This window comes from Kutzneria sp. NPDC052558, from assembly GCF_044547355.1.
In the GTDB taxonomy this organism is placed as follows: Bacteria; Actinomycetota; Actinomycetes; order Mycobacteriales; family Pseudonocardiaceae; genus Kutzneria.
In genome coordinates, this window is the sequence record NZ_JBIUAG010000053.1 from 1 (window position 1) to 25467 (window position 25467).

General features: G+C 70.6%; 26 protein-coding genes and 2 pseudogenes. 14 read left to right on the plus strand and 14 right to left on the minus strand.

Annotated elements, in window-relative coordinates; all coding sequences use genetic code 11:
* Positions 1-128 (minus strand): annotated as a pseudogene (locus ACIG5F_RS46600) (inositol-3-phosphate synthase); the annotation flags it as partial.
* A 357-nt stretch (positions 129-485) separates the two neighbouring features.
* On the opposite strand from ACIG5F_RS46600, the gene ACIG5F_RS46605 reads away from it, so the two are divergent.
* From ACIG5F_RS46605 to asnB, 4 genes are read left to right on the plus strand one after another with little or no spacing between them, the layout of a single operon-like run.
* Complete coding sequence (locus tag ACIG5F_RS46605) at positions 486-638, plus strand: hypothetical protein (protein ID WP_396526736.1); 153 nt, start codon at positions 486-488, stop codon at positions 636-638.
* Positions 635-1411, plus strand: coding sequence for an SDR family NAD(P)-dependent oxidoreductase (locus ACIG5F_RS46610; RefSeq protein WP_396526738.1), 777 nt, complete (start codon positions 635-637; stop codon positions 1409-1411). The genes ACIG5F_RS46605 and ACIG5F_RS46610 overlap by 4 nt, the downstream gene beginning before the upstream one ends.
* Before the next feature lie 9 nt (positions 1412-1420).
* Complete coding sequence (locus ACIG5F_RS46615; RefSeq protein ID WP_396526739.1) at positions 1421-1717, plus strand: hypothetical protein; 297 nt, start codon at positions 1421-1423, stop codon at positions 1715-1717.
* The gene (gene asnB, locus ACIG5F_RS46620) at positions 1717-3438 is read left to right on the plus strand and encodes an asparagine synthase (glutamine-hydrolyzing) (RefSeq protein WP_396526741.1); all 1722 of its coding nucleotides are present in this window, start codon (positions 1717-1719) and stop codon (positions 3436-3438) included. The genes ACIG5F_RS46615 and asnB overlap by 1 nt, the downstream gene beginning before the upstream one ends.
* Before the next feature lie 313 nt (positions 3439-3751).
* On the opposite strand, the gene ACIG5F_RS46625 is transcribed toward asnB, so the two are convergent.
* From ACIG5F_RS46625 to ACIG5F_RS46635, 3 genes are read right to left on the minus strand one after another with little or no spacing between them, the layout of a single operon-like run.
* On the minus strand, positions 3752-4294 hold the full coding sequence (locus tag ACIG5F_RS46625) for a hypothetical protein (RefSeq protein WP_396526743.1): 543 nt from the start codon (positions 4292-4294) through the stop codon (positions 3752-3754).
* Positions 4295-4305: 11 nt separating this feature from the next.
* Positions 4306-5343, minus strand: coding sequence for a hypothetical protein (locus ACIG5F_RS46630; RefSeq protein ID WP_396526745.1), 1038 nt, complete (start codon positions 5341-5343; stop codon positions 4306-4308).
* Positions 5340-6569 (minus strand): methionine adenosyltransferase, encoded by a 1230-nt coding sequence (locus ACIG5F_RS46635; protein ID WP_396526746.1) that lies wholly within the window; start codon positions 6567-6569, stop codon positions 5340-5342. The genes ACIG5F_RS46630 and ACIG5F_RS46635 overlap by 4 nt, the downstream gene beginning before the upstream one ends.
* A 14-nt stretch (positions 6570-6583) precedes the next feature.
* Between ACIG5F_RS46635 and ACIG5F_RS46640 the strand changes: the two are divergent.
* Positions 6584-6835 (plus strand): annotated as a pseudogene (locus ACIG5F_RS46640) (LuxR C-terminal-related transcriptional regulator); the annotation flags it as partial.
* 66 nt (positions 6836-6901) lie between these two features.
* On the opposite strand, the gene ACIG5F_RS46645 reads toward ACIG5F_RS46640, so the two are convergent.
* A complete protein-coding gene (locus ACIG5F_RS46645) occupies positions 6902-7696 on the minus strand; it encodes a histidinol-phosphatase (RefSeq protein ID WP_396526826.1) in 795 nt (264 codons plus the stop codon).
* 98 nt (positions 7697-7794) lie between these two features.
* On the opposite strand from ACIG5F_RS46645, the gene ACIG5F_RS46650 reads away from it, so the two are divergent.
* The gene (locus ACIG5F_RS46650; protein WP_396526747.1) at positions 7795-8517 is read left to right on the plus strand and encodes an SDR family NAD(P)-dependent oxidoreductase; all 723 of its coding nucleotides are present in this window, start codon (positions 7795-7797) and stop codon (positions 8515-8517) included.
* On the opposite strand, the gene ACIG5F_RS46655 is transcribed toward ACIG5F_RS46650, so the two are convergent.
* The 3 genes from ACIG5F_RS46655 to ACIG5F_RS46665 form a co-directional block, all read right to left on the minus strand.
* Positions 8502-9266, minus strand: coding sequence for an FkbM family methyltransferase (locus tag ACIG5F_RS46655; protein ID WP_396526749.1), 765 nt, complete (start codon positions 9264-9266; stop codon positions 8502-8504). The genes ACIG5F_RS46650 and ACIG5F_RS46655 overlap by 16 nt on opposite strands.
* 172 nt (positions 9267-9438) lie before the next feature.
* Positions 9439-10353 carry a hypothetical protein gene (locus tag ACIG5F_RS46660; protein WP_396526751.1) on the minus strand — a complete coding sequence of 305 codons (915 nt, stop codon included), beginning with the start codon at positions 10351-10353 and terminating at the stop codon, positions 9439-9441.
* Positions 10354-10426: 73 nt separating this feature from the next.
* Positions 10427-10987, minus strand: coding sequence for a TetR/AcrR family transcriptional regulator (locus tag ACIG5F_RS46665; RefSeq protein ID WP_396526753.1), 561 nt, complete (start codon positions 10985-10987; stop codon positions 10427-10429).
* Positions 10988-11068: 81 nt separating this feature from the next.
* Between ACIG5F_RS46665 and ACIG5F_RS46670 the strand changes: the two genes are divergently transcribed.
* Positions 11069-11803, plus strand: a complete 735-nt coding sequence (locus ACIG5F_RS46670; RefSeq protein ID WP_396526755.1) for a dienelactone hydrolase family protein — start codon at positions 11069-11071, stop codon at positions 11801-11803.
* A complete protein-coding gene (locus tag ACIG5F_RS46675; protein WP_396526756.1) occupies positions 11793-12572 on the plus strand; it encodes an aldo/keto reductase in 780 nt (259 codons plus the stop codon). Before ACIG5F_RS46670 ends, ACIG5F_RS46675 begins: the two co-directional genes overlap by 11 nt.
* On the opposite strand, the gene ACIG5F_RS46680 is transcribed toward ACIG5F_RS46675, so the two are convergent.
* Positions 12569-13396 (minus strand): GNAT family N-acetyltransferase, encoded by an 828-nt coding sequence (locus ACIG5F_RS46680; RefSeq protein ID WP_396526757.1) that lies wholly within the window; start codon positions 13394-13396, stop codon positions 12569-12571. The two genes, ACIG5F_RS46675 and ACIG5F_RS46680, sit on opposite strands and share 4 nt — an antisense overlap.
* Before the next feature lie 76 nt (positions 13397-13472).
* Between ACIG5F_RS46680 and ACIG5F_RS46685 the strand changes: the two genes are divergently transcribed.
* Both ACIG5F_RS46685 and ACIG5F_RS46690 read left to right on the plus strand, forming a co-directional pair.
* Positions 13473-14042: a superoxide dismutase family protein gene (locus tag ACIG5F_RS46685; RefSeq protein WP_396526759.1), complete on the plus strand. Its 570-nt coding sequence runs from the start codon at positions 13473-13475 to the stop codon at positions 14040-14042.
* Positions 14043-14247: 205 nt separating this feature from the next.
* Positions 14248-15264, plus strand: a complete 1017-nt coding sequence (locus ACIG5F_RS46690) for an alcohol dehydrogenase catalytic domain-containing protein (protein WP_396526760.1) — start codon at positions 14248-14250, stop codon at positions 15262-15264.
* 5 nt (positions 15265-15269) lie between these two features.
* On the opposite strand, the gene ACIG5F_RS46695 is transcribed toward ACIG5F_RS46690, so the two are convergent.
* The 3 genes from ACIG5F_RS46695 to ACIG5F_RS46705 form a co-directional block, all read right to left on the minus strand.
* Positions 15270-16160: an SGNH/GDSL hydrolase family protein gene (locus ACIG5F_RS46695; RefSeq protein WP_396526762.1), complete on the minus strand. Its 891-nt coding sequence runs from the start codon at positions 16158-16160 to the stop codon at positions 15270-15272.
* 85 nt (positions 16161-16245) lie between these two features.
* On the minus strand, positions 16246-16995 hold the full coding sequence (locus ACIG5F_RS46700) for a class I SAM-dependent methyltransferase (RefSeq protein WP_396526764.1): 750 nt from the start codon (positions 16993-16995) through the stop codon (positions 16246-16248).
* The gene (locus ACIG5F_RS46705) at positions 16985-17902 is read right to left on the minus strand and encodes an LLM class flavin-dependent oxidoreductase (RefSeq protein ID WP_396526765.1); all 918 of its coding nucleotides are present in this window, start codon (positions 17900-17902) and stop codon (positions 16985-16987) included. Before ACIG5F_RS46705 ends, ACIG5F_RS46700 begins: the two co-directional genes overlap by 11 nt.
* A 361-nt stretch (positions 17903-18263) precedes the next feature.
* On the opposite strand from ACIG5F_RS46705, the gene ACIG5F_RS46710 reads away from it, so the two are divergent.
* Positions 18264-19508: a LuxR C-terminal-related transcriptional regulator gene (locus tag ACIG5F_RS46710; protein WP_396526767.1), complete on the plus strand. Its 1245-nt coding sequence runs from the start codon at positions 18264-18266 to the stop codon at positions 19506-19508.
* On the opposite strand, the gene ACIG5F_RS46715 is transcribed toward ACIG5F_RS46710, so the two are convergent.
* Both ACIG5F_RS46715 and ACIG5F_RS46720 read right to left on the minus strand, forming a co-directional pair.
* Entirely contained in the window at positions 19505-20098 is a 594-nt protein-coding gene (locus ACIG5F_RS46715) for a hypothetical protein (protein ID WP_396526769.1), read from the minus strand. The two genes, ACIG5F_RS46710 and ACIG5F_RS46715, sit on opposite strands and share 4 nt — an antisense overlap.
* A gap of 35 nt (positions 20099-20133) precedes the next feature.
* On the minus strand, positions 20134-21063 hold the full coding sequence (locus tag ACIG5F_RS46720) for a GlxA family transcriptional regulator (protein WP_396526770.1): 930 nt from the start codon (positions 21061-21063) through the stop codon (positions 20134-20136).
* A 70-nt stretch (positions 21064-21133) separates the two neighbouring features.
* Between ACIG5F_RS46720 and ACIG5F_RS46725 the strand changes: the two genes are divergently transcribed.
* The 3 genes from ACIG5F_RS46725 to ACIG5F_RS46735 all read left to right on the plus strand — a co-directional run bounded on the left by ACIG5F_RS46725 (position 21134) and on the right by ACIG5F_RS46735 (position 25437).
* Positions 21134-21808 (plus strand): DJ-1/PfpI family protein, encoded by a 675-nt coding sequence (locus ACIG5F_RS46725; RefSeq protein WP_396526771.1) that lies wholly within the window; start codon positions 21134-21136, stop codon positions 21806-21808.
* Entirely contained in the window at positions 21795-22736 is a 942-nt protein-coding gene (locus ACIG5F_RS46730) for a pyridoxal-phosphate dependent enzyme (RefSeq protein ID WP_396526772.1), read from the plus strand. The genes ACIG5F_RS46725 and ACIG5F_RS46730 overlap by 14 nt, the downstream gene beginning before the upstream one ends.
* A gap of 349 nt (positions 22737-23085) precedes the next feature.
* Entirely contained in the window at positions 23086-25437 is a 2352-nt protein-coding gene (locus ACIG5F_RS46735; RefSeq protein WP_396526774.1) for a glycosyl hydrolase family 95 catalytic domain-containing protein, read from the plus strand.
* Positions 25438-25467: the final 30 nt, after the last annotated feature.

The window sequence follows — 25467 nt, forward strand, 5'->3', positions numbered from 1 at the left end:
TGCATCAGGCCGGGCACCCGGGTCCCCGGTTCGGCGTCCCGGTAGTAGTGCACCCCCTGCACCAGGGACGCCGCGCAGTTGCCGACACCCACGATCGCCACCCGCACCTTGCGACCAGGTCCGCTCATCACAACTCCTCGTTTCGACCGGAAATGCCGTGCGCGCAAGGAAAACGCGCCTGTAGCGTCCGGACGCTACGGACGGCGGCGCGGCGCCGGCAACGGTGGTTTCGTCCCGCGGAACAAGGCAGATTATGGTTCGCAGGGCGAGACCCGGCCGGACAGCTGGGCGCCGCCGCCGCAGACTCTCGTCATGACGGACGTGAGGAACCCTCCCGCGCGGCCCTCCGTGCCTCAACGACAGGAGGACGCCACGCCATGAACAGGTCTCTTCGAGTCGCCATCGCAGCGGCGCGCGCTGTCCGCCGCCGGCATCGACGCCAGCACGGTCGCCGCCGGTCCCAACGGCTACGTGCTGAGGTAGGCGTGCCGAACGCGGCGTTCGCCGCCGATCACAACATCGTGGACGAGTCGGGGGACCTGGTGTCCCCGCACGGCCCGACCGAGGACCTCGGTCGGGACGAGGTTGTCGACCTGCTGCGGCGGTGGACGGCCGTGAAGGAAGGCGGTGACGCGTGACCGGGCTGCTGGGCCGGACCGCCGTGGTGACCGGCGGCGCCCAAGGCATCGGCGCGGCGGTGGTCGAGCGGCTGTGCGCCGACGGCTGCCGAGTGCTGATCTTCGACAAGAGCGCCGAGCACGGTCGGGCCACGCTCGATCTGTTGCACAGCAAGGGGTTTGCCGTCACTCTGGCGGTAGGCGACGTGATCGACCCGGCGGCGGTGCGCGCCGCGTTCGCCTCGGTGCCCTCGGACTGGCCGACGCCGACGCTGCTGGTCAACTGCGCCGCCGGCTTCGTCTTCGAGGGACTGGCCGCGACACCGGAGCAGTGGCACGCCGTCCTTGAGCCGACCGTTGTCGGCCTCTCCCTTGTCACGCAGGCGTTCGCGGGCGGGCTGCCGGCGCGCGACGCTGACGCCGCCGTCGTCAACATCGCCTCGATCTCCGCGCACATCGCGCAGGACGGCTACCTGACGTACAACACGAGCAAGGCGGCCGTGCTCGGGTTCACCCGCTGCGTGGCCCAGGAGTTGGCGCCACGCGGCGTCCGCGTGAACTCGGTCAGCCCCGGCACGGTGTGGAACGCCAACAACGAGCGCTACCACCGCGAGGTGCTCGGCGTGGACCGGGCGACCGCCGAGGCTGATCCGGACAACGGCGGCAAGTTCCTGCTCAAGCGCTTCGCCGAGCCGGCCGAGGTGGCGGGACCGGTGGCGTTCCTGCTCTCACCCGACGCGAGCTTCATCACCGGTGCGGACCTCCCGGTGGACGGCGGCTACCTAGCAGTCTGAGGAGAACCGATGGACATCAACCAGTTCACCGTGTCGAACGGCGTCACGACGCGTCGGCTGCGGCTGCGCGACCTATCGGTCGAGGTCGTCCCCGCCTCGGCCGGCGCCGCGGCGCTGCTCGACGAGACCTTCTACCCGCCGGGCATGCTCAACGTGCGGACTGGGACCAGGGCCACGGCGAGGACAAGCTCAAGCTCAGCTCGCGGGAGGTCAACCGCCACCTGGAGGTCGACGTGGTGGCGGAGTCGGACCGCGCAGGCCGTCAAGGACGTGCTGGCCGCCGTCGAGAACGACAAGTCCGCCTGATGTGCCGGATCTACGGGTACGCGGGCCGCGCGTTCGACGTGGCGCTGCTGGAGGCCGCCCGGGACGCGCAGCTTCCCGGCGGTCCGGACCGCCAGAGCCACGTCGTCGGGGACGACTGGGGCCTCGGCTGCAACCGACTGTCCATTCAGGACCCGACCAGCGGGTCCCAGCCGTTCGCCAGTGCCGACGGCTCGGTGCACCTGGTGTTCAACGGTGAGATCTACAACTTCCGGGCGATCCGGCAGGAGCTGGCACGGCACGGCGTGCCCGTGGACGGCGACTCCGACGGCTCGGTGCTGCTCCCGTACTACCAGCTGCACGGGGACAGCTTCGTCGACCGGCTGGAGGGCATGTACGCCATCGCCGTGATGGACCGCCGCCGGCTGAAACTGTGGTGCGATCCGTTGGCGGTCAAGAGCCTCTACTACGCCGTCACCGATGGCGGCCTGGCCTTTGCCTCCGAGCCGCGCGGCCTGGCGGCGCTGGTGAAACGGCCGCTGGACGTGGACCCGCTGGCCGTGGACCACTACTTCAACTGGCAGTGCATGCCGACCGGAAGCTCGCTGCACCAAGGGGTTCGCTCGCTTCGGGCCGGCGAGCGGCTGGTCTACGACGGCACGACCGTGGTCGTACGGGGACCGGCGGCGGACGTCCACTCGCCGGATCCGCACACGCCTGGTCGACTGCGGGCGTTGCTGCGGCACGAGGTGGGGCAGATGTCCCTGCCGTCGACGCCGATCGCCGTGCAGGTGTCGGGCGGACTCGATTCCGCCATTCTCGCCACGCTGCTGCGCGAACGCCGGGACGACGTCACCGGGTTCCACGTCCGCCACGAGGGCGACTACCCCAGCGACGAGGTCGAGTACGCCCGTGCCGCCGCCGAGCACGCCGGCATTCCGCTGCGGGTGGTGGAGGTTCGCACGCGCGAGCTGCCAGAGCTGGTGCCGGCCATGGTGACCGCCCTGGGCGCGCCGAACGCGACGCCGCATGCCCTCAGCGCATACCTGCTGTTCCGGGAGATCTCGGCCAGCGGCTTCCGGGTGTGCTTCATCGGCGACGGCGCGGACGAGCAGTTCGGCGGTTATCGCCGCTACAGCACCGCGCTGGCCGCCGGCGACGACTGGCCGCGGCGGTACCTCGACCGGCTGTCGCTGGTGCCGGAGCAGGAGTACCGGCAGCTCTACACCGCGGAGTACCGCGACTTGGTCGACGCCGGCGGCAGCAGCCGTGAGCAGCAGTTGGCGGTGTTGCGCCGGCCGGCGCGGTCCCGGCTGGAGCAGATCCTCGACTTCGACCGGCTGCACAAGCTGCCCAGCCTGAACCTGCGCAAGCTCGACCACCTGTCCATGGCCAACTCGGTGGAGGGTCGGGTGCCCTACTGCCAGCCGGCCGTCACCCGCTTCGCCCGGCAGACCGACGACGCGCTCAAGGTCGCCGGCTCGGCCCGCAAGCAGATCCTCTGGGACGCCGGCGCCGACCTGATTCCGCCGGCGGTGCGGTCGAGGGCCAAGCAGCCGTTCACCTTCCCGGTCGGCGCGTACCTCGCCGCCGGCGGGCCGCTGTGGGACTTCGTCCGTGACGTGCTCGCCCGGCCGCGCCTGGTGACCTCGGGTTATCTGGCCGGGCCGGCGGTGCGGCGGCTGATCGCCGAGCACGCCAAGGGCCATGACCACGCCCGGCTGCTGTGGGGGTTGATGGTCCTCGAGCTGTCCCTACCCTGAGTCCGCTTCGGCGAGCACGTCGAGGTTCGCGGGCAGTCGGGACCAGAACCGGGACACCCACCCGAGGTACCACGCCACCAGGGGCACGTCCCGCTGCGCCAGCAGCGTGACGTGCCCCTGGTGGCGGCACGAACCACAGCGCCGCGTCGACGAGCCGGATCCGAGTGGCCGTGAGCGCCGTCGACGTGGCCGGATGACGGACCTTCACCGAGACCCGGCCGACGGGGTAGGAGGAGTTCACGCCGCGCCCGTCGAACATCTCGGCGTCGCCGCGCGAGATGGCGGCCACAACGCCGGCCACGGAGGTCATGACTCAGCGGAGCCAGTCCTGGACGGCGGCGAGCAGCGAAGACACCAGTGTGGCGCTGTCCAGCCGCAGCACCGGGCAGGACAGCCCGGCCAGCCACCGCTCGTGCTCGACCAGGCTGCGGCCGGTGAAGTCGGCCTCGTCGTAGCCGCGGGCCCAGTCCATGAACTCCTGGTGGGCCTGCTCGTTGAACCCGCCCACTTTGATGGTGTCGCCGTACCTGAGTTCCTCTCGGTTGTGCAGCCGACCCATTCGCACGCCCGGGTCGACGGTCAGGAACACGACGCCGTCGAACGTCTCGATCAGGCTGTCGCCCCAGCCCATCACCGAACCGGACAGCACCCAGGCGTCCCGCGGCAGGAACAGCTCGCCCATCAGGGCCAGTCGGGCCGCCGGGTCCCGCTTGCGCAGGTACGGCGGCGAGGTCGGCACCCAGAAGTAGTCGTCGGCGTCGGCGTGCGGGATCGCCAGCGACGTGGCCAGCTCGCGGCCGAGGGTGGTGGTCCCGGACCCGCTGGCCCCGGTGATCAGCAGTCGGCACGTGCGCACAGCGATATCCCTCATCCGGTCGACAGCGACGCGGCCGGCCGGAGCCGGGCCGACAGGTAGTCCGCGAGCCCGTCGACATGGCGGCGGACGTCCCGGAAATCGTATCGGAGCCGGAAGGCCGGCAGTGCCGCCAATGCCGCGCGGGTGCGGTCCGGCGCGCCGGCGGCCGGTTCATGCCCGAAGATGTTCAGGTGCTTGTTCGCCTCGGCGAGCATCCGCGCGGCCAGCAACTCCTCGTTGGCCGGCGGCGCGACGGGGGAGAGGTCCACTTCGGACGGATCGTCGGCCAGGCTGAGATGCACCACCGCGTCCACCCGCGCCGACCGGCCGATCGTGGTGCCGAGCAGATCGGCGTACTCCTCCGGGTAGAGCAGCGCCGTGCCGTGCGGCTCCGCGCCGGATTCCTTGAGGCTCAACAGGGTCTGGTTGGCCGGATGCGACAGCGACGCCCGGATCCGGGTCGCCGCGCCGGCGCCGAACAGCAGGTCGAAGGTGTCCAGCCGGACGGAGATGGACCGCGGCCAGCCGATGCCGACGACTTCGTCGTGCTCGGCCAGCAGGCTCACGTCGTCGTTGCAGACCATCACGCCCGCTCCGGACAGCGCGGTCGCCATGATGAACGAGGTTTTGCCGGCCCGGCTCCCGCCCACCAGCGCCACTCCGATGCCACCCAGGTCCACCACGCCGGCGTGCAGGAACACCGCGCCCTGGCGGCTCGCCGCCGAACGGTGGATCGCGCGAGTGGCCCGCAGCACGGACTGCGTCACCCACGCCGGCCCGCGCGGTGCGAGGTGGAACAGCATCTTGGCGTCGTGGTCGACTGCGTAGTCGACGGACACTTCGCCTTGCGCTGTCACGGATTCTGGCACCGCGGCCGACGTCGGCTGGCCGTCGGCGACGACCTGCCACTCACCGCGCTCGGCAGCGCCCGGGGTGATGGACAGGTACGGCGCGGTGAGGCGGCCGATCTGCTCGGCCACCTCCGCCACGCAGACCAGGCCGGTCCGGGCGAACCGGGAGCCGACCACGTACTGGCGGACCTCGGTCACCACATCACGATCCCGGTGCTGACCAACTCCTTGGTGATGCCCGAGACATCGGCCAGCGACCGGGCCACGATCTCGTGGATGCGCTCCTGCGTCTCAGGCGCGGGCTCGCCGCCGGCCACCCGCACGATGACCTCGTCGGGCGCGCCCAGCGGGGCCTCCTTCGAGGTGAACACGTGCGTCTCCACCGCCAGCCCGGTCTCCCGGCTGATCTCGGCGGCCAGGTCGCGGGCCAGCACGCCGTACAGCTTGCCGGTGTGGTCCAACGGGTTCTTGCCGGCCGGCGCCTCGATGCTCATCGAGCGCATCGGCGTGATCAGGCCGTTGATCCGGTTGCCCCGGCCGACCACGCCCACGTCGCCGGTGTCGGCGACCGAGCCCAGCGCGGTCAGGTACGGCTTGCCGTTGCGGTCGGTCGGGTTGACCAGCAGCTCCGGCCGCGCGCCCAGCAGCTGCTGGCAGAACGCGGCGATCTGCTGCTCGCACTCCCGTTTGCGCTCGAAGTACTGCTCCAGCGAGTAGATCCGGGAGGCCAGGAACGGCATGTTCACGATCAGCTTGAACCGGTCCTCGCTGCGGCTGCCGAACACCTTGACGTCCCAGCCGGTGTCCGGGTTGACCCGCTTGAACTCGGGGCCGTTGATGTGCTGCTCCACGCCGAGCACCAGCCGCTCCAGCCGGCTCAGCGGCGCGTAGCCGTGCAACAGGTTGCAGTCGTTGGAGACCAGCCGCGGGTCGCCGATCTCGATCAGGTCGTCCAGCACCTTGGGCTGGTAGCGGGAGTGGCCCCGGCCGGCGCCCTGGTGGTCCACGACCGCGCACTCCACCACCAGGTGGCGCTTCGGGTCGAAGCCGGTGGTCACCTCGGCCAGCACCTCGGCGGCCGCGTCGAACAGGATCCGCCGCAGCGGGATCTCCCGGTCGCCGAAGCGGTACGCGCCCTTGCCGGCGAACAGCACCGTGTAGGGCTTGGTCATCTCGCCGCGCCCGTAGTCGATGTCGGCCTCGCCACCGTAGATCATCACCTTGTCGAACCAGTGGTGCGCGACGCGCCCGAACTCGGTGAGGCAGTACTCCGAGTAGCGTCGGGACGCCCGCTCGGCGATGGCGTCGCACATGGTGTCCGGATGTCCGACACCCTTGCGCTCGACCAGCTCGTAGGGCAGCTCCTCGATATCGGCGGTGCTGCCGGGCAGAACACGGATGGTGCTGGCGTGTACGGCGGTCATGCCGTCCTCACTTCTTGTCGGGCGCCGGGCGGAGAAAGGCGATTTCGACCGACACTACGACCGCCGGAATTGGCCCGTCATCGAGAGAATCGCACCATGGAACAGGTGTTGCCCGCCTGCGCGGCCGGTGGGTACGTTCCCGACGTCATCGCAACGATCGGCTCACCCACCGGCAGATCGGCACGCGCATGGGGCTGACCGAGCAGGCCGTGAACACCTACCTCAAGCGGATCCGGGCCAAGCTCGGCGTGCACGACAGGGCCTTGCTCACCCGCCGCGCGATCGAGCGGGGCCACCTGGCCTGGCAAGCGAAAGGAAGTCCGTCGGTGTGTCTACAGTGGACGTTGCTCGCGATTGCGCGCGCGGAACAGGTGCCAGTGCCGGTAGCCGAGATCACGCAGGTGCCGGCGGACCGCCTCGAAGTCCTCGCCGACCCGGTCCGGCCGGTGCGCGTCCGAGCCGAAGGTCACCTTCACCCCGTAGAAGGCCGCCCGCGCCAACACATCCGGCGACGGGTACCAGCCGCCGACCGGCTTCGTGCCGCCCGAGGTGTTGACCTCCATCACGACATCGGCCTGCGCGATGTCGCGCAGCATCCGGTCCACCGCCGGCGTGGCGATGTCCGCGATCTCCGGGCGGTTGCCCTTGATGGCGTCCACGTGGCCGAGGATGTCGAACGCCCCGCAGCGGGCCGACCGACCCACCGCGGCGCAGTACTTCTCCTTCTCCGCCACCAGGTCCGCGCCCTCCCAGCGGGCGGGGTCGAAGATGTCGGTGTCGCCGAGCACGTGCACCGAGCCGATGATGTAGTCCAGCGGGTAGTCCCGGAAGATCCGGCGGTACAGCTCCACGTGCTCGTCGAAGAAGTCGGACTCCACACCCACCAGCACGGTGATCCGGTCGCGGAACTCCTCCCGCAACGCGAGCGCCTCGGCGATGTAGTTCGGGAACTCCGACTTGGCCATCGCCACCCACGGCTTGAAGTGGTCGACCGGCTCGGCGAAGAACGGGGAGTGGTCAGAAACGCCGATGGTGTCCAGGCCGGCGTCGACCGCCGCCTCGATCATCTGCCGCAGACTGCCGACGGCATGGCCGCACCGGTCGTGATGGGTGTGCAGGTCGAACATGTGCACCGCCTTTCCCTTCCACCACAAGGATCCGGTGTCGCGGGCGCGGCGTCGACGTCCCAGTTCCGGGACGGGCTCACGTCTTGCGGTGAGCGTCGATGACGCTCACCGCGGTGGTGACTGGCGTGTCGCGCGGGCTCGGCCGCTGCATCTGCCGGTCCCTCAAGGACTCCGGCTATCAGGTGCTGGGTGTGGGCGCGGCAGCCACGCCGGGGCACGACGCGCTGGACGACTACCGGTCGGTGGACCTGAGCGCGCCGCTGCCACCGGATCTGTTCGCCGGCAAGGAAATCGACGTGCTGGTCAACAACGCCGGCCTGTACCTGGACGATCCGCGCCGCGGCTACGGCGACCTGTTCGGGTTGAGCCTGGACGACCTTCGTAGCACGTTCGAGGTCAACCTGTTCGGGGCGGTGCAGATGGCCCAGCGTTATGTGCCGGACATGATCGCGCGGGGCCGGGGTCGGCTGGTGTGCGTGTCGTCCGGCATGGGCCGGCTGCAGGATGCCGACGGGGCGTCGTTCGCGTACCGGTCGTCCAAGCTCGCTGTCAATTCGCTGGCTTTGGCCGTGTCACGCCATTTCACCCCGCCGGGCGTGGACCTGTCCGCGTTCTCCTACTGTCCCGGGTGGATCCGCACCGGGATGGGCACCCCGTCCGCGCCACACGAGCCCGCCCTCGCGGCCGCGGACCTGGCGCGCCTGCTCGGCGCACCCGCCACGGTGACCAACGGACGGTTCTTCCGCGGCCGCGACGAGTTGGGCTGGGACACGCACGACCCGTTCGGCGCCCGGGTCGTCACACCTCAGCGGTGGGCGTAGACCAGGTGCAGGTCCAGCGCCGCCGGCACCATCGACGGTCGGCCGACCGTGGTGGTGTACCCCTTGGCCCGCAACAGTTCGACGATGTCGTCCAGCCGGGTTCCGACCTGCTGCACCTCGACCACCAGTTGCGCGATGCGCGTCCAGTCCGTCTCGGCGATGCCGTTGAGCACCTCGAGTTCCGCGCCCTCGACGTCGATCTTGACCAGGTCGATCCGCTCGACCAGCGGCCAGTGCGCGAGCACGTCGGACAGCCGGCGCACGGTCACCTCCTCGACGTGCGAGCGCATCGTGACCTCGGTGACCTCGGCGCCGCGGTCGTCCCGCATCAGTTCCCGCAGGGACTGCTTTTCCTCCGGGTAACGCGTCGAATTCGCCGGCAGTCCCGGGAAGTGGTGGAACGTGGCCGTTTCCGCCACCGAACCGAGGGCGCACCCGTAGACGTGGCAGTCGGCCAGCTCGTGCAGCTCGATGTTGCGGGTCAGCACCTCCCGGGTGTCGGCCATCGGCTCCACCGCCAGCACCGTGGCATCCGGCGCCTGGGTCTTGACGAACAGCGAGAACAGCCCGATGTTCGCCCCCGCGTCCACCACGAAGGCGTTGCGCGGCAGCGTGATGCCGTGCCGCAGGTACTCGTGCCGCTCGAAGATCTCCCGGTAGAGGAACCTCGCGTCGTCCGCCGCGTCCGTGCTGGCCGCCGCGTAGCACTCCAGCGTCGGATTCAACCTGACCAGGGACAGCTTTCCCATGCTTTCCTCCTGCGCGCCATGAGGCTGGTGATGGGCTTCGGACGCTACCCACGGCGTTCGGCAGGAGCCACGGCTGTTTCACAGCGCGAAACCGCGTGGTGTCGGGCTACTGCCCAGTCCGCCACACGATCCCTGACCGCTCACGACCACTGACCAGTCGGGACCAACTCGTCTAGCGCCAGGTGACCTTGCCGTTCACCTCCCGCAGCACGTCGGCGATCCGTTCCGATGCCTTGCGCAGTTGGCGCTTGCTCCGGGCGCGGACGTCCGCAAGGTCATCCCGGCCGGTCAGGGTCGCGGCGAGAGCCCGCAGGAAGGCGAAGGCCCAGGTGGTCGGATCGTGCGGGTCGGCCAGCTGATCGCGCGGGTCGGCCAGCCGGATGTCCACGGACATCTGTGGCTCGCAGTTCGGCGGGTCCACCGGCCACCACGAGGCCTGCCGCATCTCGTCCGTGCCGTCCGCGCGGATGTAGGCCAGCAACTCCTCCGGGCTCTGGAACAGCACCACCTCGCCGGAGTCGCCGAGGAACGCCTGAGACTCAGGTTCGCGGTACCCGGGCGCGATCGGCACGCACAGCGTGACACCGGCGCCGGACGGCAGCGTCAGCCTCACCGGCTTCGCGATCTGGTAGATCCAGTAGTCGGCGTCCGCGTAGGCCGGCTGCTCGAAGTCGTCGCGCAGCTTCGCCAGCGCGGCCACCTGCACCGCCGCCGCCTCGACCGTCGCCGGCTCGGCGATGCCGCAGGCGTCCACGATCAGCAGGCAGACCATCCATATGGCGGCGGCCATCTCCTCGTTCATGTCGTCCGTGTCGCGCAGAAGCACGAAGTTCGCCCCGAACCTCAGATCCGCGGTCACGGCGTCGAAGCCGTCCAGGCGCCCCTGGAGGCTGTGCCACTCGCCCGACGCCAGGAAGTCCGCCATGCCCCGCCGGGTCGGGAACAGGTAGACGCCGCGGCCGGGTCCGAGCGCCCGCACCGAGTTGTCCTCCCCGACCTCCACGACGGTGAGGCCGGCCATGTCGTCCAGCTTCACGCGCACCAACCACAGTCCGGGCTTCAGGCCCGGATCCCCCTCGACCGCCATGACGTGATGCTATGCCCCGGAGAGCGGTCACCTATGACCATTGCAGCGCCATGTCCCCAATGTCACCGCGCCGTCACTGGAGGACGAGCTCGCGCAGGTTGTGCAGGGCCTCGGTGAGCAGGGCGTCGAAGTCGGCGTCGGGGTCGGTCATCCAGCGTTGCAGGACCTGGCCGAAGGCGGCCATGCCGACCTGGGCGGCGAGCACGGCCTGGCGGGGCGGGATTCCCCGGGCGGCCAATGACTCGGCGGCGATCTGCTGGAACGAGGCGAACTTGGCGAGTTCCCGTTCGCGCAGGCCGGGATTGGACGCGATGATCTCGGCGCGGGGCTGCGCGAAGGGGCGGTTGAGGGCCAGCACGGGCTGCATGGCGCGGAAGGCCTGCACGAGCACGGCCAGCGGTGCGGTCGATTCGGGCGCCTCGGCGATGGCGCGGGCCAGCGCCGCGCGGTTGCCGTCCTGCCCGGCGAACAGCACCTCGCGCTTGTCCGGGAAGTGCCGGAAGAAGGTGCGCTCGGTGACGCCGGCCTCGGCGGCGATCTCCGCGGCGGTGACGGCCTCGTAGCCGTGCGCGCGGAACAGGACCAGCGCCGCCTCCTGTAGGCGTCGGCGCACGTCTTCTCCGCTTCGGGGCATCCACCCAGTCTACCGGGGGAAACGTCAGTGGCTGACGCTTCGTGGTAGTGTCAGTGACTGACGCAACGGGTGGAGGCGCTGATGGCCGAGGTGACGATCGAGACCGACCGCGGCGGCATGCCGGGCTATCTGGCGGTGCCGGACACGCCGGGGCCGTGGCCGGCGGTGGTGGTGATCCACGACGTGCTCGGGTTCAGCTCGGACGTCAAGGCGCAGGCCGACTGGCTGGCCGGCGCCGGATTCCTGGCCCTGGCGCCCGACCTCATGCACTGGGGCGGCCGGGTGGCCTGCATGCGGTCGATCTTCCGCGACCTGCGGGGCCGGCGCGGCCGTTCGTTCGACGAGGTGGAGTCGGCCCGGCAGTGGCTGGCCGCCCGCGAGGACTGCACGGGCCGGATCGGCGTGATCGGCTACTGCATGGGCGGGGCCTTCTCGCTGTTGTTGGCTCCGGGACACGGTTTCGAGGCGGCGAGCGTCAACTACGGCACCGTGCCCAAGGACGCCGAGAGCTTCCTCGACGGGGCCTGCCCGATCGTGGGCAGCTTCGGCGGCAAGGACCGCCAGCTCCGCGGGGCGGCGGCCAGGCTGGACTCGGCACTGGCCCGCAACGGCGTCGCCCGCGACGTGCGGGAGTATCCCGAGGCCGGGCACGGGTTCCTGAACAACCACGAGCCCAGCGAGACGCCGCGGATCTTCGTGGTGGTGAGCAAGCTGATGGGCGTCGGCTACCACGAGGAGTCCGCGAGGCACGCCCGTGAGCGCATCGTCGGTTTCTTCGACGAGCACCTGAAGGTGGCGGCACAGCATGGCAACTGACGCGACAGCCGCGGGAACGATCTCCATCGCCGGCCGGACCGTGCCGCGCATGGGTTTCGGCGCGATGCGGCTGCCCGGCTCGAAGGACCCCGCGGCGGTGCTGCGGCGGTCGGTCGAGCTCGGTGTCCGGGTGATCGACACGGCGTGGTTCTACGGCGGCGGTGTCGTCAACCAGTACATCGCCGAGGCCCTGCGGCCCTATCCGGCCGATCTCGTGCTGGCGACCAAGACCGGCGCCAGCACGACCCACGTCGGCCAAGGGATCAAGCCGGACTACAGCGCCGAGCAGCTCCGGGCCGGCATCGACCGCGACCGCAGCGTGCTGGGCCTGGACACCGTCCCGCTCACCCACCTGCGCTGGATGGGCGACGGGGACGAGGTCGACGGCGTCACGTTCGACCAGGCCTTCGAGACGATGCTGGAAATACAGGCTGAGGGCCGGATCGAGCACATCGGACTGTCCAACGTCACGTTCGATCAGCTCCGCCGGGCGCATGCGCGCGGCCCGGTGGCCAGCGTGTCGAACCTGTTCGGCTACGGCGCCCAGGACGACGCCCCGACGCTGGATTTCTGCACGGAGAACGGGATTCCCTACCTGGCGTTCGGACCGCACGGCTACGGCGTGACCGACACCCCACCCCTCGAGCCGGGGCAGACCGCCGCCCAGGCGCGGCTCAAGTGGCTGCTGGCCCGCTCGCCGGTGACGGTCGTGATCGCCGGCACCGGCAGCGTCGAGCACCTGGAGGAGAACATCGCGGCCGCGGGTTAGGCGGCGCGCCAGACCCAGGAAGTCCGGGTGTAGAGCGGACGGAACCCTTGGCGCTGCATGTTGTGCAGCGACGTGTTGTGGGCGCCGGGGGACTCGGCGCCGGTCTCGGCCACGAGGTAGCGGCAGCCGGCGGCCTTGGCGGCGCGGGCCCGGGCCACCAGCAGCGCGGACTGGGCGCCGAGGCGGCGGAAGTCGGGATGGGTGGCGCCGCCGAACATGTTGGCGTACTCGCCGTTGACGAAGAGGCTGCCGGTGGCGATCACACGGTCGCCCGACCACGCGCCGAAGGTGCGCCACGGCGGCCGGCCGACGAAGTCGGCGGCCACGGGGATCATGGCTTCGGGCAGCTCGAAGGTTGTGATCATGGTGGTGGCCCAGTCGACGGCCTGGGCGGCGTCGACCGGGCCGACCCGCACCGAATCGTCGGTCGGCGCGTCGGCGACGACGTCGTCGACGGCGCAGCCCAGCTTCACGTAGCGAGCGCCCTCGGTGAGCGCCAGCTCGGCGGCGATCTCGGGCCACGAGTCGGGCAGCTCGGACGGGGCGATCATGATCGAGCCGACGGCGACCCCGGCGGCGCGGAAGAAGTCGCAGACGGCGGCCACCCGGTCCTGGGTGACGGGCGTGTCGCCGCCGAAACCGCCGGCCCGGTTGAGGAATCCGCTCGAATCGGCGTCGACGGCCAGGGCCCGGGCCGAGCCGACGGTCAGCTCGCGGACCCCCAGCCGGTCGCGCAGGTCGGCGGGCGCGCCGCCGGCGAAGTCGGCGTAGGCGCCGATCTCGGTTCGTTCGGCCAGCACGGTGGACAGCTCCATGGCTGCCATCTAACCCCACCGGCCAGGGCACTCGACCTGGTGAAAATGCTGGCGTGCGGAAGTGGGGTGCGTTAAGGAAGACCACATGGGACGTCGAATCGCGGTGGTGGCGCTGGGCATGGCCATGGTGATGTCGGGGACGGCGGGCAACGCGTCGGCCGCCCCGGAGAAGAGCATCCGCGGCGAAGGGGTGTTCGCGGCGTACACGCCCGGGGCTGTGGCCGTGGACTACGACAGCACCCACGTTCCGGTCGGCGCGTGGGCCCAGATGCGGGGCTGGACCTACGGGCCCCAACCCAAGGCCACCACGATGGTGCTGACGGTGCGAGGACTGCTGCCCAACCACGCGTACGGGGCGCACGTCCACATGAAACCCTGCGGCGCCACCGCGGACACCTCCGGCTCGCACTACCAGAACGTGCCGGATCCCAAGCAGCCCTCGGTCGATCCGCAGTATGCCAACCCGCGCAACGAGATGTGGCTCGACTTCACGACCGACCGCAACGGCGTCGCCTACGCCGAGACCACTGTGGACTGGGTCCCGCGGGCCGGGCAGGCCAACGCGGTGGTCATCCACGCCAACCACACCAGCATGGAGCCCGGCCAGTCCGGCACGGCCGGCGCCCGACTGGCCTGCCTCACCGTCGCGTTCTGACCTGGCGTGGGTGAGCCGGCAGTCCTCCGTGATCTCGCCGGCGCCGCGGCCAAGGCCGGACTTCGTGGCCGCCCGCGACGTCACCCCGCTGGACTGACCGCCGCGCCGCCAACCGTGACCGCGGTCACGGTTGGCGGACGGGTGCGGGATGGTGCATAGTCGATGGTGAGACGACCGGTCATTTTCAACCGAGGAGGAGCTGGCCGTGAGCGCGTATCGGGCGTACGAGGTGACCGGGGTGCGGGATTTCCGGTTGGTGGAGCGGGAACTGGTGGCCCCGGCGGCGGGGCAGGTGCGGATCAGGGTGGAGGCCAACGGCGTCTGCCACTCGGACGCGGTGACGGCCGAGGGTCAGCGGCCGAACCCCGACGTGCCGGTGGTGCCGGGCCACGAGCTGGTCGGCGTGATCGACGCCATCGGTGACGGCGTCCAGGTGTGGCAGGTCGGCGACCGCGTCGGCGTCGGCTTCCTCGGCGGGCACTGCGGGGTGTGCGACTTCTGCCGCCGCGGCGACTTCGTGAACTGCGCCGACCAGCCGTGGACCGGGTACAGCACCGACGGTGGCTACGCGGAAGTGGCCTACGCCAAGGCCAGCGGCCTGGTCCGGGTGCCGGACGGGCTGAGCGCGGTGGAGGCGGCGCCGCTGGTGTGCGCCGGCATCACCGTCTTCACGGCCATCCGCGAGATCAACGCCCGGCCCGGCGCGCTGGTCGCGATCCAGGGCATCGGCGGCCTCGGGCACCTGGGCATCCAACAGGCCAACAAGCTGGGCTACCAGGTGGCGGCGATCGCCCGGGGCACGGACAAGGCGGAGCTGGCCAAGCGGCTCGGCGCGCACCACTACATCGACAGCACCAGCGAGGACCCGGCGGCCGCGCTGAAGCGGCTCGGCGGCGCCGCCGGCATCGTGGCCACGGCGTCGAACGTGGCCTCGATGTCCCCGCTGGTGGCCGGTCTCGCCCCGCGCGGCCAGCTGCTGGTCGTCGGCGCGTCGCCGGACCCGCTGTCGGTGCAGGGCCTGGACCTGGTGTTCGGCACGCGCACGGTCAAGGGCAGCCTCACCGGCACGTCCATCGAGAACGAGGACAACCTGAACTTCGCGGCGGCGCAGGGCATTCGGCCCATGGTCGAGGTGCTGCCGCTGTCGCAGGCCCCGAAGGCCTACGAGCACATGATGTCCGGGGCGGCCCGGTTCCGGGTGGTGCTCGACACCACCCGGTGACCCGGTCAGACCTGGCTCAGCACCAGGTCGGCCAGCGCGGCGTGGCCGTCCTTGTTCAGGTGCAGCACGGCGTCCGGCCCCTCTTGGCCCGGGGCCAGCGCGTCGAAGCCGCGGTAGAACGGCGTGCCGGCCTGGCACAGCGAATGCCCGGCGAACACGGCGTTGAGATGCGTCGAGTCGGCGGTGTACTCGCTGACGAACGCGGTGTCGATGCCGGCGTAGCGGGCCTGGGAAGTGGTGTCCCGCAACGTCTTGTCCAGCTGGCTGGCCAGGGCGTTGCCCTGGGTCCGCTCCTGCGGGCTGAACACGCCGTCGTCGCAGATCGGATCCAGCTTGCCGTCGGCGTTCGCGCCGGCGGTGAGCTGGCTGCCGTAGGCCGACAGCACGATCCGGGCGTGTGGGCTGCGGGCGTGGATGTCCTTGAACAGCTGGGCCAGGTTCTTGGCCATGTCCGGCAGTTTGGCCGCGACGGCCTGGGTCGGCGCGCCCGAGCAGTCGGCCTGCACGCACAGCCCGCCGTAGGCCGCGTAGCCGATGTCGTTGGTGCCGATGGTCAGCAGCACGATGTTGGTGTCCACCTGGAGCGCGTCCAGCTGCGAGGCCTCGCCCAGGAACTCCTTGTACAGATCGGAAGTCGCCGCGCCGCTGCACGAGACGTTGGTGAACTGCACGCTCGTGCCCCGGGCCCGCACCCGCGCCACGATCTGCTCCGAGTAGGAGTTGACGCTGCGCCAACAATTTCCCTCGGTGCCAGGCTCGTAGTCGCCGGCGCCGGTGCCCGAGGCGTACGAGTCGCCCATGGCGACCACGTGCAGCGGGCCGATGGTGGCGTTGGCCGCCGGCGCCGTGGCCAGGACGGCAAATGTGGCGGTGACTGCGACAAGAAGTCTCTTCAACTTCACTCCCCGTGTTCGTGCGTGATCGTCACCGTACCCGGGGAAACCGGGCGGCACCGGCGAAATGGGCGAAATCGCCCCCGGGTCAGCCGCGGCGGGCCCACACCAGCCGGCTCGGCCCGCGCGCCGAACCGGCCAGTGCGGCCGTGCCGAGGAGCCGGAAGCCGCTGATCGCCAACAGCAGCTCCAGTTCCCGGCGCAGGAAGAAGCGCACCTGATGGCGCTCCTCCGCGTGCTCGACCACGCTGCCGCCGCGCAGCAGCCACAGCCGCACCCGGCAGTCGACGGCCTGCTCCCCGGCGAGCAGGCTGCAGGTGCTGGCCCGCAGCAGCTGGTGGTCGAGATCGTCCACGATGCCCACATCGTCTCGTGAATGCCTGCGCAGCAACGCGATCGCGTCGAGCACGTCGAACAGGAACAGCCCGCCCGGCCGCAGCGCGCGGTGCACCAGCGCCAGCGCGGCCAGCAGGGAGCCGTTGTCCACCTGGTAGCCGAGCACCGAGAACATCATCAGCGCCGCGTCGAACGGGGCGTCCAGCTCGATGTCGTGCAGGTCGGCCTCGATGATCGCGGCCCGCTCGCGATAGCGGGCCAGCCGGGCCCGGGCCTGTTCGGCCATGCCCGGCGAGCGGTCCACGCCGAGCACCGTGTGGCCGGCCTCGGCCAGCAGCTCCAGGTGCTGCCCGGTGCCGCAGCCCAGGTCCAGCAGGCGGTGCGCCGGGCCCTCCAGCGTCAAAATCTGGCGCAGCTGGGCGACTTCCGCCGGATAGTCCTTGTCGGCGTGCCACCGGTCGTACCAGCTGGCGTGCAGCCGGCCGTACTGCTCATTGTCCACTGTGGTCAACCACCCGGGGCAGAACCTCCTGGCAGAACACGGTCATCCCGTCGCCGTGGAACACGAACTGGGTGACGCCGACGTCCCGGTAGTCCCGGATCGCGGCGGCCAGCTCGCGGGGCGTGCCGACCAGGGCCACGGAAAGCGGCCCCAGAAAAGGGGTTGCGCCGGTCCACAGGTACGGCCGCGGCCAGTGGTCGGCGTTCTCGTCGGGCAGCGGGCACCAGCCGCCGGCGAAGGCCACCGACTCGGCGGTCAGCAGCCGGAAGCGTTCCCGCACCGCGTAGGCGTTCTCGCCGGCGATCTCGGTCAGCGCGAGCGCGGCGTCCACCGCCTCGGCCCGGGTTTGCCGGCATACCAAGGAGAACAGCAGTCCGATCTCACGGCCGGCGGCCCGCACCCGCCGCGCGCAGGCGTCCACCGACGCGGGCGCGGCGCCGAGCAGCACCAGCGCGTCGCCGTGCCGTATCGCGAGATCGGAGGCAGAGCCCGGGCTTCCGCTGAAGTAGAGCTCGGGTCGGTCGTGGCCCAGCTGTCCCCACAACGCGTCGCACACCGTCCAGAACTCGTCGTGGGCCCGGAAATCGCAGTCGTACGGGCAGGCCCCGAGCACACTCACCCGGCCGCCGGTCACCGCCGACACCGTGTTCACCTGGCGCACCAGATGGTTCGGCGACTGCATGTCGGTGCGCGGGCACACCATGAACCCGATCTCCTTGGTGGCGGCGGCCAGATGCGGGGCCAGCGCGACCGGATCGGGCCGGTGGAACGCCGCCGGCAGCAGCACCTGGTCGATGCCGCCCTCCTCGGCCGTTCGGCAGAACTCCACGTGATCGGCCTCGGCGGGCGGGATCCAGTGGAACCGCATGCGCATCGGCACCCCCGGCAGGAGTTCGGGTGTGCGCATGCTAGATCGACCCCGGCCGGCGCCGGTATGGCGTGTTTTTCCTAGGTGTTCGCGTCCGTGATTTACCTAGGTATTCGGCCGCCGATTTGTTGCCGGTGGCACGCATCGCTGCGATAATCCGGCTGTCGAGTGGGTTCTCGTTGACCGCCAACCAACGTGCCACATGATGAGCTTTCGTCTTGGCGAATGCGGTTGGGTCATGGCCGAGGGGTCGATGCAATCGATTTCATCACATGACTCGGGATGTTGTTGCTGGTCTGGACGTCAGCGTCGCGTGGTGCTTTTGGTCGTATTGACCGGCCGGGCACCGGGGTGTTTTCTGCGGATACCTCGTCCGGGGGCGGCGGAGGGAGAATCGACAATGCTCGCACAGCCTCGGCTCAACGTCGTCCTCCAGCACCAGAACCGGCTGGTGCGGGAACTCATGGCGACGCACCTGACGAGGGAGCCCGGCATCACGCTGGCCGGCACCGTGGCCTCGGCCCCGGAGCTGGTGCAGCTGTGCCGGCTGTGCCGGCCCGAGGTGGCCGTCTTCCAGGCCGACACGCCCCGATGGAGCAACGACCGGCTGGTGTCGCTGCTGCTGGAGCCGGGTCGGCGGCTGCGTATGGTCGGCGTGCACGAGGTGCTGCCCGCCGCCTACGTGATCCGCGCCTACGAGGCCGGCATCAGCGCGCTGGTGTCGTCCAACCGCGGCCTGGACGCGCTGGTGGAAGCGATCAAGGTGCCGTCGGCGGCGGTCGAGATCACGCGGCTGGACAAGGGAAGACGGCAGGCGCTGACCACTCGCGAGCTGGAGGTGCTGTACCTGATCAGCGCCGGCTACGCGCCGCGCCAGGTCGCCACCGAGCTCGGCATCAGCCTGCACACCGTGGAACACCACAAGCAGCGCATCTTCGCCAAGCTGGACGTGCACAACCAGGCCCACGCCGCGGCGAGCGCCACTCGGCTGGGCCTGATGGCCTCAGTGATCGAGCTGCCCCGCCAGGACCGCGGCCAGGACCTGCTGCGGGTGTGCGTGCTCAGCCGCAACGAGGGCTGCCTGCTGGCCGACCGGCTGCGGCGAATACTGGCCGAGCACGACATTCCCCTGGTCGCGGCGGACGAGCCGGGCGTGGCCGTGGTGCTGGTCGACCCGGAACCCGAGGACTGGCAAGCGGTTTCCCAGGGCCGCTCGACGCCGGTCGTGGTGGCCAGCCGGCAACTTCCGTTGCAGCACGGGCTGGAGGCGTTGGCCGCGGGCATCACCGTGCTGCCGGCGGCCGGCGTGGACGGGCTGATCGTGCCGGCACTGCAGGCGGCCGGCCGAGGTTACCTGATGGTCAACGCGGTGAACTCCCGGGCCATGCTGGGCACCGCCCGCGGCGCGGACCGAACCTGGTGGCGCTGGCAGCTTTCGTTGACGCGGCGGGAACAGGAGATCATCGCCTCCATCGGCCGCGGCCACTCGGCCAAGCAGACGGCCCGGCTGCTCGGGATCTCCGTGCGCACCGTGGAAAACCTCCAGAGCAGCCTGTTCCGCAAACTCGGCGTGCACAGCAAGGCGGCGGCGCTGGCCGCGGCCCAGGACCTCGGGCTGCTGGAGGAATCCGACGGCGTCAGCTAGCCCATCCTGAACGAGGCCAGCTGGCAGTCGTGGTCGACCTGTTGCTGCTGCTGTTCGCTGAGCCGCTGGGTCACACCGTCGTCGTAGGTCCAGCCGGAACCGAACGGATCGATCGCGTGCACCGCGACGCCGCGACCGGTCAGGCAGGTCAGGTAGGCGTGATACTGGTCCAGGTAGTGAGGATTCCTCGACTGATCCAACTCCGGCGGCTGTAGCGGGAGTTTGTCGCGGCAGGCCTTCTTGGCGTTGACCGACGCCGGGCTCTCGTCCTGCATGTCCGGGGTGTTGCCGTCGGTGCCGCCGCCGGGACTGGCCGGCCCGGCGTGCCGGTCGGTGCCGTCGCCGCGCAACATCACGTGCCCGTTGGTCTTCAGGCAAGCGTAGTAGCCGGCCCAGGCCGCGTTGATGTCCTCTTTGGAGCTGTCCATGCGCAGCTGCGGCCGGCTCGAATCGTCCGGAGTGGACGGTGTGCTGGTGGCGGCGCCGTCGGCGGTGGTCAACGACGCGACCTGCGGCGGCTGGGCCTGAGCGCCGCAGGCGGCGAGTGTCAGGGCCGAGAGCGCCGCGCCGGCGTGGAGCGTGAACCTCATGCCGGCCACGATGACAGGCGATTGTGAGGAACCTGTCAGCGAATTGTGCTGCCGCGGAAAGCGGTCCGGTACGCCGACGGTGTGGTCGCCGCCTCCCGGGCCAGGTGCAGCCGGAGATTGGCGGCGGTGCCCAGGCCGCAGCGGCGGGCGATCTCGTCGATGCTGTGCTCGGTCGCCTCCAGCAGCCGGCGGGCCTCCAGCAGCCGCTGCGCGGTCAGCCAGCGCAGCGGCGTCATGCCGGTCTCGGCCCGGAAGTGACGGGCGAAAGTCCTTGGCGCGTAACCGGAATGCCGGGACATGTCGTCCACGGTCAGCGGCTCGGCCAGCCGTCGCACCGCCCAGGCGCAGGTGTCGGCCAGCCGGGTGGCCTCGGGCAGCGGCCGGTCCACGAACTGGGCCTGGCCGCCCGCGCGGTGCGGGGCGACGACCATGCGGCGGGCGACCGTGGCCGCCCGCTCGGCCCCGTGATCGGCGCGGTAGACGTAGAGGCAGAGGTCGAGGGCGGCGGCGATGCCGGCGCTGGTCAGGACCGAACCCTCGTCGACGTACAGCACATCGGGGCGGACTTCGATCTTCGGGAACCGGGCGGCCAGGTCGTCGGTGTGCTTCCAGTGCGTGGTGGCGGCTCGGCCGTCCAACCGGCCCGCCGCCGCGAGCGCGAACGCGCCCGTGCAGACCGAGATCAGCCGGGCCTTGGTGTCGCGCAGCGCCGCCAGCACCGGCTCGGGCGGAGCGTCCAGCGGATAGAAGCCCGGCACGACCACGGTGTCCGCGCCGGCCAGGGCCTCCAGGCCGGCGGTGGCCTCGATGGCGAAGCCGGTGGTCGTCGGCACCCGGCCGGGCCGCTGCGCGCACACCGTGAACTCGTAGCGGCTCCGCTCGTCGCGGTGCCCGAAGATCTGGGCCGGCGCCGACAGGTCGAAGGCGACCACGTCGGGCAGGGCCAGGGCGACGATCCGATGCATGGCAGGATCCTAGCGAAGTGGGGCAGTCCTGCCACTCGTTTCGGGGTGGTCTCGGGGCCAGGATCGGGGCATGGAAATCGGCTCGCTCGTCTTCGACGGCATGGACCAGCTCGACTTCACCGGCCCGTTCGAGGTGCTCGTCCGCCTGCCCGGCTCGACATATCGCAGCTACAGCCCCACCGGCGCGGCGGTCCGGGACGCTCGCGGCCTGACCATCGTGCCGGACGCGGCCATCGCCGACGCGCCCGCGCTGGACGTGCTGCACGTGCCCGGCGGCGGTGGCGTGGACGCGCTGATGGAGAACCCGGAAGTCCTTGCCTGGCTTCGAAAGCAGTCCGGCGGCTTCGTGCTTTCGGTCTGCACCGGCGCTTTGCTGCTCGGCGCCGCCGGGTTGCTTCGCGGCCGCCGCGCGACCACGCACTGGGCGTCCGTGCACCTGCTTCCGGAGTTCGGCGCGGAGTTCGTCGACGAGCGGGTTGTCGTGGACGGGGACTGGTTCTTCGCCGCCGGCGTGACCTCCGGCATCGACGGCGCCCTGCTGCTGGTCGCTCGCCTGCACGGAGACGCTGTGGCACAACGGATCCAGCTCTACATGCAGTACGCGCCCGAGCCGCCGTTCAACGCCGGCACCCCGGCCACCGCGCCGGCCGCCGTGCTGGCCGCCGCCCGGGCCGATATGGCGGAGGTCACGCGCCGCCGGCTGGAGACCGTTCGCCGGATAGTGTCGGCCCATGCTCACTCTTGACGACGTCCAGGACGCGGCCGCTCGGTTGAAGGGAGTCGCGTTCCGCACGCCGGTGCTGCGCTCCCGCACGGTGGACGGGCGGGCCGGGGCCGAGGTCTTTCTCAAGGCTGAGAACTTCCAGCGCGTCGGGGCGTTCAAGTTCCGGGGCGCGTACAACGCCGTGTCCCGGCTGACGCCGGAGCAGCTCGAGCGCGGCATCGCCGCGTACTCCTCGGGCAATCACGCCCAGGCCGTCGCGCTGGCCGCCCGGGAATTCGGCAGCAGCGCGGTGATCCTGATGCCCGAGGACACTCCTCAGTCCAAAGTGGACGCCACGCGCGGCTACGGGGCCGAGGTCGTCACCTACGACCGTTACACCGGCGACCGGGTGGCCATCGGCAACGCACTGGCTTCGGACCGGGGTTTGACGCTGATCCCGCCGTACGAGCACCTGCATGTGATGGCCGGGCAGGGGACTTCCGCACTGGAGTTGGTTGAGGAGGTCGGTCCGCTCGGCACCCTGGTCGTGCCCATCGGCGGGGGCGGGCTCATCGCCGGCAGCGCCACCGCGGCCAAGGGGCTCGACCGCCGGATCCGCGTTGTCGGTGTGGAACCCGAGCTCGGCAACGACACCAAGCTCTCCCTGGCCGCCGGGCGCAGGGTCTCGATTCCCGTGCCCCGCACCATCGCCGACGGCCAGGCCGCCGACATTCCCGGCGAGCTCACCTTTTCCGTCAACCAGCGGCTGGTCGACGAGGTCGTCCTGGTCACCGACGACCAGATCCGCGCCGCCATGCGCTTCGCCTTCGAGCGCCTCAAGATCGTCCTCGAGCCCAGCGGCGCGACCTCCCTGGCCGCAGTGCTTCAGGGCGGCTTTTCCGGACGGGTCGGCGTGATCCTCTCCGGCGGCAACGTCAGCCCCGACCGCTTCGCCGAGCTGCTGGCCTAGATCGTCCACAGTGGACTCCGGCGGCCGGCACCCGACCGGGCGCGGTGGCCGGGTGCCGCCGCGCCCGACGCTACGCCGAACGCGCCGCCCCTGCGCCCGAACGCCGACCGCCCGACACCCCGCCCCTGCCTGAACAGCCGCCCCTTCCCTCACCTAAGCCACTCACGTGCCCCTGGGGGCCACCTGAGTGGCTCAGGTGGCCCCTGGAGCCAATTGAGCCACTCACGTGCCGACCGCCGCACGCGCTCGCCTCTGCTCCTAAATTACGAAATTTCCAACCGCCGTATTGACATTCATCGGATGTTTGACCAGGGTGCGGGCTAAACCGGTTCGCTTCAGGAGGTCGACGATGACCGAATTGGCTGGTCGTTCCCGGCGGGACGCGCTGCGGCTGGGCGGCGCGTTGGGGATGGCGGCGGCGATGACGGGCCTGCGGCCGTTCGCGGCGCAGGCCGATCCGGCCCGGCCGGCCGACACGGCGGCGGTGGTGTCTGACGCGGCGGCGACGGCCCTGTGGTATCCGGCGCCGGCCGAGGAAGGTCGGATCATCGAGCAGGGCCTGCCAGTCGGCAACGGCCGCCTCGGCGGCCTGGTCGGCGGCGACCCGGGCAGCGACTTCGTCTACGTCAACGACATCACGCTCTGGGCCGGCGACGTCAACGACGTGATCCAGGACGACGGCCAGCTCAACTACGACTCGGTGCACTTCGGCAGCTACAACCAGCTGGCCAGAGTCGGGGTCGACGTGCCGGCGCACGCCCTGGCCGGCGTGCGGGACTACCAGCGGCGCCTCGATCTCAGCAACGGCGTCGTGACCGCGAGCTACACGTACAAGGGCGTGCACTACCGGCGCGAGGTCTACACCAGCCATCCCGACGACGTGCTGGTGATCCGGCTGACCCAGTCCGGCGGCGGCAGCTACACCGGCTCGGTGTCGCTGGCCGGCACCCACGGCGAGACCATCGCCGGCGACTCGGGGGCCATCTCCTTCGCTGGCACGCTCGGCAACGGTCTCAAGTACGCCACCGCCGTCACCGCGAAGTCCAAGGGCGGCAACGTTTCCGTGCAGGGCGGCAAGGTCGTCTTCGCCGGCTGCGGCGAGGTGGTGATCGTCGTGTGCGGCGGCACCAACTACACCGCCGACCCGGCGGCCGCCTTCAAGGCCGCCTCGGTCGACCCGCTGGCCGTCGCCCGGCAGAAGGCCGTGAAGGCCGCCGGCGTGGCCGGTGACGTCCTGCTGGCCACGCATGTCGCCGACTACCAGAAGCTCTACAACCGGATGACTGTTGACTTAGGACGGTCGTCGGCCAGGCAGCGGTCCATGGACACCTGGGCGCGGCTGTGGGAACGGGCCGCCCCGCACGCCGATCCCGACCCGGAACTGGAGGCCTCGTACCTCCAGTTCGGACGGTACCTGGTGATCTGCGGCTCCCGTGACAGCCTGCCGCTGAACCTGCAGGGCCTGTGGGTGTCGAACAACAACCCGGACTGGTACGCCGACTACCACACCGACATCAACGTGCAGATGAACTACTGGCTGCCCGACCGGGCCGGGCTTTCCCAGTGCTTCAACGCCTTCGCCGACTACTGCGTGTCCCAGCTGTCCTCGTGGACCGCCACCACGCTGAAGGGCTTCAACGACCCCCGCAACCGTTTCCGCAACACCAGCGGCAAGATCGCCGGCTGGGCCGTGGCCTTCTCCACCAACCCCTACGGCGGCAGCGGCTGGTGGTGGCACCCGTCCGGCAACGCCTGGCTGTGCAACAACCTGTGGCAGCACTACGAGTTCACGCAGGACAAGGCGTACCTGAGCAAGATCTACCCGCTGCTCAAGGGGGCCGTGCAGTTCTGGGAGGCGCGGCTGGTCGAGCGGGACGGCAAGCTCTACGACGACCACGACTGGTCGCCCGAGCACGGGCCGCAGGACGGGATCGGCAACACCTACTCGCAGGAGCTGGCGTGGGACCTGTTCACCCACTACCGGTCCGCGTGTGATGTCCTTGGCCAGGACCAGGACTACGCCAAGACGATCACCGCCATGCGGGACAGGCTGTACCTGCCCGTGGTCAGCCCCAAGACCGGCTGGCTGGAGGAGTGGATGTCGCCCGACAACCTCGGCGAGACCACCCACCGCCACCTGTCGCCGCTGATCGGCTTCTTCCCCGGCGACCGCATCCGCGTCGACAGCAGTCCCCAGGAGCTCATAGACGGCGTGCGGAACCTGTTGACCGCACGGGGAACCCAGAGCTTCGGCTGGGCCTGCGCGTGGCGATCCGCCTGCTGGGCCCACCTTCGCGACGCCGACAAGGCCTACCGGATGCTGCTCACCGTCATGACGCCGTCGGTCAACTTCGGCAACGGCAGCGCCGCCAACCTGTTCGACATGTACAGCTTCGGCGAGCGCACCATCTTCCAGATCGACGCCAACTTCGGCGCCCCCACCGCCACGCTGGAGATGATCGTCCAGTCCCGCCCCGGCCAGGTCGACCTGCTGCCCGCCCTGCCCGCCGCGTGGTCCCGCTCCGGCCGCGTCACCGGCATCGGCGTCCGCGGCGGCTTCACCCTCGACCTGGAATGGCGTGACGGCAAGGTTTCCGCCCTCACCCTGCACAGCGTCGGCGGCGCCACCACCGTCCTGAAGTCCGCCACCTGGCAGAAGACCGTCACCATGGCCGCCAACACCACCCAGAAGATCATCTGATCCTCGGCGGCAGGTCGGAGCGAGTGGGCT